Below are 11907 nucleotides of genomic sequence, written 5' to 3' on the forward strand. Positions count from 1 at the left end.
TTCGGGAAATGCAGCGTATCTCGAAAAAAGATGGCTCACTTCCCTTCGCTGGCATGACCCAGATCAGGTTCAAAGGGTCGTCCTTTTTCAGGACTCTCAGTTAAAAAACGCCCCCAGTGGTCGTGACCCCTCTAGATTATTTAATATTTTCCACAAGTCAAGAATTATTGACGTAATTATAAAAAAGAGTAATATTCACATTATGTTCCACTCGCCTAAATTCCTTGTATTATCTATTGTTCTCCTGCTCGGAATAGGTGGATGCGCCAGCGGTCCGGACACCATAAACCCCTATTTTGAAATGCCTCCCGAGCACCTGGTGAAATCTGAACTGGAACTCTATAACCGTGCCGTGACACGGCTTAAAAATAACCAACTGGAAAACTCGATCGAGCTCTGGCAACGGTTCCTGAAAAACAACCCCAGGTCATTCAGGGGATATAATAATCTGGGCATGGCGCTCTATTCCAGCGACCAGTTGCTTCCTTCCATACAGGCTTTTGAAACCGCCCTTGCCCTGGAGCCGTTTGACCTTAAAATCAAGGGTAATTTAAAAAGAGCATTGTTGTTCCAGGTCACGATTCAGGAAGAAAACAAGGACCTTGAAAAAGCGATCGAGCATCTCGAAAGGGTTAAAAAACTCACCGATGACGCTCCCGGGAAAGAGAAAGTGGCATTGAGAATCGAAACCCTTCAGGATCGTATTTATGAACAGGTCAAAAGCGCCAATACACTGGAAGCTTATGAAGAGTTTGTGCAAAAATATCCTGACAACCCAAAGAACTCCGATGAAGCACGACGTCTGATTGCTGAAATGAAGCCTAAAGAATCTCCTTTGGGAGAAATTCCAGAAATGCAGAATGAAATGCTGCCCGAACCTGCACAAACGACTATTGTGCCTAAACAGGAGGTTGTTCTTCCCGAACCGATGGAGAAGGTTCCATCCTTACCGCCTGTCCTGAAAGAGTCGATAGAAATTGTGGCTGAGACGGAGCAACCTGAAGTTGCTGAAGAAGTCGAAGACCCTTTGGTGGAAGAGGCACCTGCAGAACCTCCTGCCGAGAAACTGCCTGCCAAACTAGAGCCTCCTGTCGAGAAGGTTGCTGTGGATCCTGAAATGGAAATGAAACGCGAGAAAGCAGCTCCTCCTGTTCAGGCAACGACAATGCGGGTGCGAATCACGACCAAAAAAACACCCCTGAGAGTTCGGGCAGAACCGGATGCCCGTTCCAAAGTACTGGTCCAGATACCAAAAAATTCAGTCGTACCTGTTTTCCAGGAAAGTAAAGACTGGTACCAGATCGAGTATCAAACAGACAAGAAAGGCTGGATCTCCAAAAAGTATACCCAGGTTGTAAAGTAACCCGCTAAATTTTAACCATCGACACCTCTTTTTAGCGAAAATTGTCGCGGTTTCCCGGGTTTCCAGTTGACCCGATTTGATGGCATGAATATAATCCCCATCCGGGGTGGGAAGTATAAAATTCATGACAATTAGGAAACTATGACGACGATCAACAAGGAAGAACTGGATTCATTGATCCAAAGTGAGTGGGATTATCTGGTATCTAAAAAAGGTGAATGGAGTCTGCTTGAAGGGGAGCAGGATATGGAAGTGCTGGAACATGTTTTGCGCTGCATCCTGCATATGGAACTGACTGAGGAAAACCCAAAAGAGTTTCAGGAATGCATCAAAGTGCAAAATCCGGATGGCGGCTGGTCAAAAGAATCTCACACCGAAAAAACCTCAATGTGGATCACCACTTTTGTTGGGCTCAAACTCTGCCGGGGTAATATGGTGATCAAGGACCCGGAAATCCAGGCGACCGTTGATAAAACGCTGGAATATGTTTTATCCATGCAGGAAGAAGACGGGCATTGGTCCGACCCTGAATGGTCTCATCTTGATACGACATGTTCCGTTACATGCTTTCTAACTATTTACCAGGTCACTCAGGATAAAACCGGTGACGAACGCATCAATAAAGCCCGCGTTAGAGGTTTCGAGTTTATCAAAAACTGGCAAACTGATTCAGGACTCTGGAAAGATGACACGTTTCATCCTGCCGGGATCGAAACCACCGCGCATTTGATGCAGTACACTCTTGTTCCCGCTTACTTCATGGATAAAATCGAATATGCCGGAAAAATGTGTTTGGAAGCTGCCGACTCTTTAGTGGCTGAACAGGCTGAGAATGGTAGTTGGGATAATGAAAATACCGACCATACAATGGATGCCTGCCGTAACCTGATGCTGGTTTCTGATACCTTTGAGAATAAAGAAAAATATACTCCGGTTATCGCCAAAGGGGTGCGATGGTTGATGGATATCAAGAATGAGCAGGGGTGGGGGGATTTCCCCGATGAGCCGAGCAATGTAGAGCGCACCGCAGATGGTTTGGACACCCTGCTTAAATATCGCCGTTACTGCACAGATAAGCCGATGTCCCATTTCTGGGCCTTCAGTAAATAAGCAACCGGGTATTTGATTTGGAAGCAATCATCTTACTTGCCGGTTACGGCTCACGTTTGGATAGGCAGGACCTCGCCCATAAAGCGCTTCTTCCTTTTGGTGAAGAGACATTGCTCTCGCGTCACTTGAAATGCCTGAAGACTCTGGGCATTAAAAGAACCCATCTCGTTCTTGGCCATAATGCGCCCGCGCTGAAATCCTATGTGCAGGATCTCAACCTGGACCTGGAGATAAACTTTATAGATAACCCGGTATACCGCACCACCGGCAACACCTTGTCGATGGTAATGGGGCTCAGGCTTTGCAACGAAGAAACATTGATACTTGACGGGGATGTTTTATATCCGCCCGAGGCCTTGTTGAGTTATGTACGAAAAGCTCCTCGTTCTTCATTTGCATTGGTTCCCGCAGATATTGACAATGCTGAATGCGCAAAAGTATTGTTAAATCCTTCCGGATCCATTCATGCTTTCATAACGAAACGAGAGTTGACCAAAGAAGAGAAATCCGATTTTGGTTTTGGAGGAGAAGCTATTGGTTTTTTCATGCTGAGTCATGAAGATGTTCCCCGGTTTGTTTCTCTTTATGAAAACAATGAATCCACCTACGAACCTGTACTTTGGGAAATTCCGTTTACAGAGTTTGCCCGAAACACCACCCTGCATCCATGGAATGTTGAGCAGGAAGGATGTTTTGAAATAGACACCCGGGAAGATTACCAGGAAGCCTTGAGCCGCTATCAATCCTATACCGATCAATATTGTCTCCCCAGAGAATAAGAGCCTGCAATACCGGGCTCTCATGTATGAAATTTCGACAACTTTTATATTTTTTGTAACTATTAGATAAAATCAAGGTTTTCCGATAGTCTTTGTTTGAACATTTTGAGCTTAAAAACCCCTTTAAACTTAAGGATTTATAAAGCCCAGCCTGATTCCTCCTGAAATTTAGCTGCAATTGGTACCTTTTTTGCTTTTTAGCTATGGTTCCCAAGATTGAGGAATCCGGTTTTATCCCTCTTCAGGGATTGTTAAAGCATTGGGGAGATAATTTTTAAAGGATTAAATCTGGTGAATGTTATGCAAGAGATTATTGAGTTTCTATCTGGCAAGGTATTTTTCATTTCGTTTGGTCAAATCACGTTTATTTTTTTGTCGTGTCTTTTTTGTCTGCTTTATGGAAAACATAAAACGGGATTGATCTTGTCCTATTTTTTTATTTTTTACTGGGGTTTCGTTTCAAACCGAATTTATTGGCTGGAATTATTTGGTGACTCAGGAGTTGGGTTGATGATGTATTTTGGCACCGGTACTGCCATAGCATTAATGGGTGTGCTCAGTTTTTTTCAAGCCGACCACTAGGCGCGAGTCACCAGCCTGATGCTGAACCCAACTGCAATAATCGGGTTGGGCTGGCAAGGATCAACCCGACTGAAAAAATATTCCAATTGCCGGTTACTACGCCGCCAGTATTTATATCCCCAATGGGTGCGGCTCACTCTTTAAAGAGAGCCTTTGTAGGCAGCGCTTACGTTCATGAGCCGCAAAACCCCTGGATAAATAAAAACCTTTCCTGTCTTTTCTTCCATCTAAAAGGTAGTTAATATTAAACTCGAGTTTTATGCGGGAGAATTTCTTTGCCTTTATTTTCTTTTAAAGCGGTTTTTTTTGATGTTGGGGGAACCCTGATTCGCGTTCACCCATCCGTCGGGGATGTCTATGCCCGGCACGCACGTCCTTTCGGCTATTCGGGTTCAGCACAGGTTTTAAATGAAGGTTTCCGCAGGCAATGGAATAAGATGGGGGGAATTGAGTCTCTGGGTAATCAGACTGGAGCCGAAGCGGAAAAGAATTTTTGGCGCACACTGGTTTATGAAGTGTTTCAACCGCTTGGAGGTGTTGAACGGTTTGATGAATATTTTGATCTTATTTTTGAAGCGTTTCGGGAAAAATCGAATTGGCGGGTTTATGAAGATGTTATTGAATCCAATATTCTGGAAACTCTGAAAAAAAAGGGAGTGATGCTGGGGATCATTTCTAACTGGGATTCAAGGTTGAACTCAACCCTGGAAAATATTGGCCTTGCCCAATACTTTGATTTTATCCTACCCTCCGCAGTGGTCGGTTCGGCAAAACCCGATAAAAAAATTTTTAAGGAAGCATTAAGGATATGCGGAGTTGAGCCACATGAAGCCTGCCATATAGGAGATGAAATTCGTACTGATGTAGCTGGAGCAGAAAGCGTTGGTATTCACCCAATCCTGCTGGACCGTGACAACCGTTTTGAAAAAGAAGATAAAGTTACTTCTTTTATGGAGTTGGTTAGATAGGGGTTGATTGTGGTATGCAGAGCGGCCAGTTTTACCCTTTGTATCCTTTTACACCTTCCATTTTTGCATTTTTGAAGCTGGCGTCTTTGGTGTCAGCAGAAGTCAGGTCTGCTTTAGAGAGATCTGCGCCATGAAATGAAACGGCATTCAGATCGGCTTCTCTTAAATCACAGCCAACCAGCGATGCAAAGCTCATGCTGGCTTTTTTGCATTTTGCTCTGATGAGTTTAGCCCCGCCCATTTTTGCTCTGCTAAATGATGTGTTTTCAAGGTTGGTGAGGCATAAATCAGCATCTTTTAAATCTGCTTCACTAAAATCAGCTTCTGCCATATCTGCTTTTCTGAAGTTGCATTTAGCCAAAAAAGTTTTGGTAAATTTAGCTTTTCTCAGCGAGGTGTTGCTGAAATCGGTGGAGGCAATCGTCATACCACTAAAATCAAGGCCCGTGAGGTCCAAACCGGAAAAATTCAAATTGGTTAAATGTTTCGCGGTTTTATCGTGAAGCAGTTCTTTAAGTTTTGCTTCTGTAATATTAGCCATTTCTCACCTTGATCAATTAAATTTCTAGAACTCTAAACATAACTGGTTGAACCGATCCTAACAAGAAAATATTGATTTTGCAAAATATCGGGTTCTTGAACTAGCTGTTATCATTTAAATGCTCTTTTGATTCTTGTCGGTTGTTTCTAAATTCCTGGATCAGTAAATAATAAAATGGTAGGTACTCAACCCAGGGGGTAAACCGGCTAAATGACGGAATCTCTTGATAATCAAAATAAAAGTCAAGGTAATACAGGCCTACCAGGCCTGTCAAAATAATCCATGAACGCTCTGGAAACACACATAAAAACGGCACCACCCAGCAAAGATACCAGGGATTTTGAACAGGACTCAAAAGGAAGACCAGGGCCATGAGCCAGAACAGCCCGCGGACAAATTCTACAGGTTGTTCAACAAGAGACGATCCTTTAAAAAGCAACCGGATTAACACTCCCATTAATACAAAGCTTACAGTAACCTTACTTAAAAAAACGGGTAGGGAATTGGATAATATTACTTCGTTTGCCATTTCCCCTGACAAGCTTTTAAAGATGAAAACCAGAACGGCAAAAATGCTATCGTTGCTTTGCCAGTAAAGGGTGAAAGCCTTGAGCCCTTCAAACATTTTTAGTCCGATTCCCGTAAAGGGCAAATAGCCTAATACAATCACACCAGCAAAAAGCATTATGTTTCCGAATGGAGCCAGCCAGGGGTTCTTACCCAGCGTCGCCATTTTTTCATGGCAGGATTTAAGGTATAGCGGTAACAAAATTATGGGATAAAGTTTTCCCAAAAATCCAAAGGCGAGGAAAAGCGTTGCTAAAGTATGACGATGGCAAAGCAGAAAATAAATCGAACCGGTGAGCAGGGATATCCCAATAATGTCCAGATGAGTTGAGTTAAATGTTTCCTTGATAATCAGGGGGCTCCAGAAATAAATCAGGCAATGGGATTTATCAAGCCCTAACAGGGAAAGGATGCCAACTATGAACACCAAAGTCAGGACATCGAAAAATAAAAACCCTGCCCGCAAAGCCACAATGCTGTCCGGTTTTACATGGTGTATCAGGCGGAAAACAAATTGGGCCATGGGTGGGTAGATTGTTGGAACATCCGGGTGGTTCACCCTTTCAAGATATTGTAAGGACTTGGGAGACTCCCATTTCAAAACGTCCAACTGTTCCAGCTCGCGTTCGTTGCGTTCTACATAAATTTCATAATAGTATTCGGGGTTCTGTATTCTTAACGCCTTGAAGTTGTTTACCTCAGAAGGAGCGTATTCATATGGATTGATTCCACTCGCGAAAACTTTTCCATCCCATAAATAGCGGTAGACATCATCTTCCTGAATCTGTTGAGAGGGCAGGATGATGGCACGAAACAGCAGACCAAACAAAATGACCTGCCAAAAAATTTTCTGGCTATTGGATTTTTTGAGCACAAAAAACCAGGTCAGGCAGTAAAGCGCAAACAGTGAAAAATAAACCGCGAGATAGATAAGAATAGGTCGTTCTGAATATCCTTCACCCCAGTTGAATTGGTAAGAAAGCTTGGTCAGAAATGCGTATAACAGCAGGCTGGTTGCCCCGGTCAATAAGATGGGAGAACGCACTAGGGATCCCGGGCAAAAGAACTTTGCCCTTCCAGAGTTTTTAGTTTTTTAATTTCCTGATCTGACAAAACTTTATATATATCCAGGATGCTTCTGTGGAAATAAGGGTCATCATTTTTCATTGCCAGAGCAACCCAGTAAAGGGAAAGGGCTTCCTGATACATTTTTTCCTTTTTGTAAAGTTTCCCCAACTTGATATAAACTTCCAACCGGTTTGGTTCCAGAACTGAAACTATTTCAAAATAATTTAACGCTTCAAGATTTTTTCCTAAGCGTTCATACTCAGCTCCCAATGTTTCCAAATAGGCCGGGTTCTCATCTTCCAGATCAATGGATTGTTTCAGGTGCTCTATACCTGTAGTAAATTTTTCTCTTTTAAAGTGTAGTTGCCCAAGTCGATAATGAGTCAGGGCATGCTTGTCATCAATGATTAATACTTTAAGATAGTTTTGTTCTGCTTCGGCAAGCTTTCCTTTAGACAGAAGAGCTTATATTAATATCCCCGTTTACCGATACAATAACCTTTTCACCGACTTTATCCAGTTTTAAGTCTATGTTCATGTTTAGCTCTTACCCTTGTCGTGAGTCGATGTCAGTTCGGTTTTTAATTTTTTTATCATGGTCAGCAAAGTGCCTTTGGCCCGGTTGGTGCAGTAGCTGACCTCATCCATAATTTCATTTATGAAATGAGTGCCTAGTCCACCCGGTTTCATATCATCCAGTTCACGCGGTTTGATTTGGTTGATATTGCATTGTTTGCCGTAGTCGCGGATCTGGACCTTAAAATCATCTCTCTCAATAGTGAAGGTGGCCTCAATAGGTTCATCGCAGGAACCTTCGTAACTGTGTTTGATAACATTTGCACAAGCCTCATCCACGCAAAGGATTAAACGCCGGGCAGTTTCATCAGGAACCTCATGATTTTGAAAAAGTTCCTCCAAAACCTTACGAATTAATCCCAAGTATTTTGGATTGCTTGGAATAGAGAGTTTAATGGGTTGGGACATTGTCCCTCTCTAAATAATAATACCCTATGTTAATAAAACTCTTGTTAATTCAATCATATCACCCGTCGGTCAGGTAGGCAAGGCTGAGCCTTGAGGAAATGAGGGAGATAGGTAAATCAAGAGTGACAATTTTAGCCGGTTAAAGTGATAACATCTAACCACTTTTTATTACAAAGCTTTGAACGTCAAAGAGGTGAGGTCATCATGCTGAGGCGCATCACCAATGAACTGTTTTATGGATGTTTTCAGATTTTGTAGGAATTCTTCTGGCTTAGCTGTGTTGTTGGCAAACAGCTCTTTTAATCTGTCTATTCCAAACTCCTCCTGATGCTTGTTTTTAGGTTCGGTCACGCCATCAGAAAATATCAGGATTTCATCGCCACATTTGAGAGTGTATCCTACCTGATTGTATTGCATGTTGGGAAGGATCCCTAAGGGTGTTCCGCTGGCAGATCCAATTTCCTTAATAGAACCATTGTTTTTTAGTAGAAGCGACATGTGGCCACCATTAGCAATAATTATTTTTCTAGTTTTCATATTGAGTAGACAGAACACTGCTGTGGTGAACATGCCACGATAAGATCTTTTGCAGAGAGTGTTATTGATTTCTGTGAGAACCTTTTCTGGTTGCGGGTCGAGCTGGGAGATGTAACGAAAATCACTCATCAATCGTGCCATTTGCAGTGCTGCGGGTACACCTTTTCCAGAAACGTCCCCCAAAACAATACCGAGAAGTTCATTTTCAAATGGAATAAAATCGTAATAATCACCGCCAACAATCTGCGCAGCATGGGTTTGAGCGGCAAAGGTGAAGTTTATGTGTTGAGGTGTGGTGGTTGGTAGAAAACTTTCCTGAACCGATTGTGCAAACTCCATGTCTTTTTCCATTCGCTGGTTTTCCATGAGCACTTGATGTATACGGGCGTTATGAATTGCCAGCGCGGCACTGTCGCATAGAAGCAGAAAAAGCTCCAGATCGCTATGGTGAAATACCTGCCCCTTTTTTTTTCCGTGAATAACCTGGCAGACGCCAATAATTTTGCCTTTAGCTTTAAGGGGTGAGCATAAAATGGAACCGGTTTTGAAACCGGTTTTTTTATCAAAACTCGGATTAAATTTTGGATCCTTGTAGGCATCTTTGATAATAACTGTCTCACCTGTCTTAGCTACTGTGCCGGCAATACCCTCACCCATTTTTAGGCTGATCATGGACTTGATCTCTTCACCAACTTCGCTTAATGCAATTTGAAACACCAATTCATCGGTCTCTTCCTCAATCAGTAGCAGACTACAGGCATCAGCAGACATAACTTCTTTGGTAGCACTCATAATGGTATCAAGAAGATTGGCAAGGTTTAATTCGGAATTAATAAGAGAAGTAATTTTTGAACAAATTTCTAACTGATTAATCCGTTCCTCCAGTTGGGATAAACGTAAGGTGATGTCAGGTAGTTCTTCTTTATGGTTATTCATGGTTCCTAATGAATAAAAACAATTGGTTTTAATCAGCTTAGATAACCCTTCTGCATTTATAGAAGACGTTTACCTCTACCGGCCGAGTAGAGGTATTACCAACCAATAAGTTTAACCATTTTGGCACGAAGGCTTCAGGTAAAGTATCATACTTATACAAACCTAACGTCTGAAGTGAAAAGTAGAAATAACTTTAACTTGGCAGTTAAGATAGCTAAAATAGGATATATGGTCAAACCATTTCCCCCGGGTCTTAATTTATGGATAGAAAACTAAAACAAAGATCGGGCGGGAACTGGTCTGAACTCAGGTCGGTACTTTTTCAGTCTCTGCCAGAAGAGATATTCTCCAAATCCAACCAAACGGAATGGATCACCTATCATTGGAACCTGGTAGTTGGAAAGGAAATCGCGGGGATATCTACAATTGATAATCTGACCCGGGGTGTGCTCCATGTAAAGGTGAATGGTCAAGAATGGGTGCCGGTCTTGGAGCCACTGAAAAAGAAGATCATTCAGGAAATAAATAGCCGTGCGGGTGACTCTTTAGTAAACAGTATTGTGTTTAAGGCGGTCGCCTGATAGGCTCTGATGGATGGAACGTAATCCAATTAAAGGACAGTCATATAAATGAAGACTCAGGTTTTTGAAGTGAACACCATTAGTAAAACCACCAAAGCGGTTTCGTATTCTCTGGGAATGTTGTTCATGCTCATGTTTTTGTCAAACTGCTCGACGATGCAGGAGATACCGGGTTCGACAAGCAGTGACTTGTCTTCTTCATACGCAGTCAAGTCTTTCGAAAAGAAAAAGCAGCTATCTCAGAATCTGGACACACGTGATCCCCGTTCTTATTATCACTATTTACTGGCGTTGAAAGCAGAGAAAGCCTATCAGCTTGAAGAAGCAGCGTTACATTATAAAGAAGTTGTCCAGCATGACCCAGAGGCAGAACGATTTCATGAAAAATGGGTCCGCTTGTTGCTGCGCACAGGTCAATTTGACGAGGCTGTGCGAGCTGGTCAAAACGCGTTATCCCGTTTTCCTGAAAATGAAGAAATCAAGATGATTTTGGGGGATATCTTTGCAAGCAAGGGGCAAGCTGAGGAAGCCATCAAACATTATGATCAGATAATCCGTATCTCTCCTGAAAATGCCCGGGCACTTTTGTTAAAAGGCGCGCTGTTGGAAGGGATGGAGAAATATGATCAGGCTTTAGAAGAATATAAAAAAGGAGCCTTGGTAGAATCGAAAAATCCCCTGATTCAATTTTATCTGGGCCGGGCTTATTTGCGGGCTAACAAGTTGAAGGAGGCCGAAGAGAGCCTGGATATAGCAGTTTCCCTGAAACCCAATCTGCTCCAGGCCAGGCATCATTTAGCCTGGGTGCTCGAACGCCAGGGAAGAACTGTTGAAGCTTTGAAAGAGTATGGACTCTTGTTAAAGCTGACTCCGGATAATGAGTATGTAAAAAACAGGGTCTCAAAACTTCACTCTTCGGGAACCCTGGATCAGAACCCAAGTGAAAGTTTTGAGGCAATTCCTTCTGCTCTGGAAAAACAACCCAATATCCACATGCGCATCGCGACAATTTATTTTGAACAAACTCTGTATTTGAGGGCGTTGGATGAATTCCAGCTTGTTCTGGCAAAGCTCGATTACAAGGACCCGCATGTTCTAATGGCCCGGATTTATGAAACCCATGGTCGATTGGATAAAGCTGTTGAAGAGTTTGAAAAACTCAGAAAACTGGAACCCAAGTCGCTGGATATCCTCCTTTACACGGCCAGGCTTTACAGTTTGATGAAAATACCAGAAAAATCAATTGACCTTCTGAATGAAGCTGTCAAATTGGAGCCGGAGAACGACCAGCTTCTGCACTCCCTGGCATTGGCTTACATGGCCAAAAATGAAAATGACATGGCCATTGTAACCATGAGCAAGGCTGTAGCTTTGAACCCTAAAAAAGACTCTTACTATTTCGAGTTGGGGGCTTTGATGGAAAAATCTGGTGACTACAAGGGCGCTATTGAAAACATGAGGCAGGCGATTGAACTCAACCCATTGCATTCTAACGCGCATAATTTTTTGGGATACATATATGCTTTGGAAGGATATGACCTCGATCAAGCCCTTGAACATTTAAAAAAGGCCTTGACCATTCAGCCTCGTAATGGCTACTTCCTGGATAGCCTTGGTTGGATCTATTTTAAAAAAGGTGAGTCGAAAAAGGCCTTAACTCAAATTCAAAAAGCGTTGATCTATACCGAACCAGACCCGGTACTGTATGACCACCTTGGGGATATTCTGTTCTCTCTGGAAAATTATGATGAGGCAAGCGGTGCCTGGAAAAACAGCTTGTTTCTTACCGTTAATGAGAAAGAAGATCCCGGCGGAGAAATGCCGGACCCGCAAACCCTGAGGAATAAAATTGATAAAGCGAAAAGGCTTTTGCAACAGAGTTATTAAGCAA

At 42.7% G+C, this 11907-nt stretch carries 12 protein-coding genes and 1 riboswitch; of the genes, 7 read left to right on the top strand and 5 right to left on the bottom strand.

What is annotated here, in order from left to right:
* Window positions 1-23: 23 nt before the first annotated feature.
* A riboswitch (TPP riboswitch) is annotated at window positions 24-125 on the bottom strand.
* 77 nt (window positions 126-202) lie between these two features.
* From F3741_00295 to F3741_00315, 5 genes are all read left to right on the top strand, one after another.
* Complete coding sequence (locus F3741_00295) at window positions 203-1363, top strand: SH3 domain-containing protein (GenBank protein MZG29243.1); 1161 nt, start codon at window positions 203-205, stop codon at window positions 1361-1363.
* 141 nt (window positions 1364-1504) lie between these two features.
* Window positions 1505-2473, top strand: coding sequence for a terpene cyclase/mutase family protein (locus F3741_00300; protein ID MZG29244.1), 969 nt, complete (start codon window positions 1505-1507; stop codon window positions 2471-2473).
* Window positions 2474-2490: 17 nt separating this feature from the next.
* Window positions 2491-3252, top strand: a complete 762-nt coding sequence (locus F3741_00305; GenBank protein ID MZG29245.1) for an NTP transferase domain-containing protein — start codon at window positions 2491-2493, stop codon at window positions 3250-3252.
* A gap of 300 nt (window positions 3253-3552) precedes the next feature.
* Entirely contained in the window at window positions 3553-3834 is a 282-nt protein-coding gene (locus tag F3741_00310) for a hypothetical protein (protein MZG29246.1), read from the top strand.
* A gap of 275 nt (window positions 3835-4109) precedes the next feature.
* A complete protein-coding gene (locus F3741_00315) occupies window positions 4110-4802 on the top strand; it encodes an HAD-IA family hydrolase (protein ID MZG29247.1) in 693 nt (230 codons plus the stop codon).
* Between the two features lie 31 nt (window positions 4803-4833).
* Here the strand turns inward: F3741_00315 and F3741_00320 are convergent, their stop codons facing one another.
* The 5 genes from F3741_00320 to F3741_00340 form a co-directional block, all read right to left on the bottom strand.
* The gene (locus tag F3741_00320) at window positions 4834-5343 is read right to left on the bottom strand and encodes a pentapeptide repeat-containing protein (protein ID MZG29248.1); all 510 of its coding nucleotides are present in this window, start codon (window positions 5341-5343) and stop codon (window positions 4834-4836) included.
* Window positions 5344-5443: 100 nt separating this feature from the next.
* The gene (locus F3741_00325) at window positions 5444-6955 is read right to left on the bottom strand and encodes a hypothetical protein (protein MZG29249.1); all 1512 of its coding nucleotides are present in this window, start codon (window positions 6953-6955) and stop codon (window positions 5444-5446) included.
* Window positions 6955-7437, bottom strand: a complete 483-nt coding sequence (locus F3741_00330; protein ID MZG29250.1) for a hypothetical protein — start codon at window positions 7435-7437, stop codon at window positions 6955-6957. Before F3741_00330 ends, F3741_00325 begins: the two co-directional genes overlap by 1 nt.
* An 81-nt stretch (window positions 7438-7518) precedes the next feature.
* The gene (locus F3741_00335; GenBank protein ID MZG29251.1) at window positions 7519-7962 is read right to left on the bottom strand and encodes an ATP-binding protein; all 444 of its coding nucleotides are present in this window, start codon (window positions 7960-7962) and stop codon (window positions 7519-7521) included.
* Window positions 7963-8130: 168 nt separating this feature from the next.
* Window positions 8131-9435, bottom strand: a complete 1305-nt coding sequence (locus F3741_00340; protein MZG29252.1) for a SpoIIE family protein phosphatase — start codon at window positions 9433-9435, stop codon at window positions 8131-8133.
* 260 nt (window positions 9436-9695) lie between these two features.
* On the opposite strand from F3741_00340, the gene F3741_00345 reads away from it, so the two are divergent.
* A complete protein-coding gene (locus F3741_00345) occupies window positions 9696-10016 on the top strand; it encodes a DUF721 domain-containing protein (protein MZG29253.1) in 321 nt (106 codons plus the stop codon).
* Window positions 10017-10064: 48 nt separating this feature from the next.
* Window positions 10065-11903, top strand: coding sequence for a tetratricopeptide repeat protein (locus F3741_00350; protein ID MZG29254.1), 1839 nt, complete (start codon window positions 10065-10067; stop codon window positions 11901-11903).
* The last annotated feature ends 4 nt before the right edge of the window (window positions 11904-11907 follow it).

The sequence above is a fragment of the Nitrospinota bacterium genome (assembly GCA_009873635.1).
Taxonomy (GTDB): Bacteria; Nitrospinota; Nitrospinia; order Nitrospinales; family VA-1; genus LS-NOB.

Coding starts and splice junctions, on each gene's coding strand:
- F3741_00295 (MZG29243.1), top strand. CDS start 203: ATGTTCCACTCGCCTAAATTCCTTGTATTATCTATTGTTCTCCTGCTC.
- F3741_00300 (MZG29244.1), top strand. CDS start 1,505: ATGACGACGATCAACAAGGAAGAACTGGATTCATTGATCCAAAGTGAG.
- F3741_00310 (MZG29246.1), top strand. CDS start 3,553: ATGCAAGAGATTATTGAGTTTCTATCTGGCAAGGTATTTTTCATTTCG.
- F3741_00320 (MZG29248.1), bottom strand. CDS start 5,343: ATGGCTAATATTACAGAAGCAAAACTTAAAGAACTGCTTCACGATAAA.
- F3741_00335 (MZG29251.1), bottom strand. CDS start 7,962: ATGTCCCAACCCATTAAACTCTCTATTCCAAGCAATCCAAAATACTTG.
- F3741_00340 (MZG29252.1), bottom strand. CDS start 9,435: ATGAATAACCATAAAGAAGAACTACCTGACATCACCTTACGTTTATCC.
- F3741_00345 (MZG29253.1), top strand. CDS start 9,696: ATGGATAGAAAACTAAAACAAAGATCGGGCGGGAACTGGTCTGAACTC.
- F3741_00350 (MZG29254.1), top strand. CDS start 10,065: ATGAAGACTCAGGTTTTTGAAGTGAACACCATTAGTAAAACCACCAAA.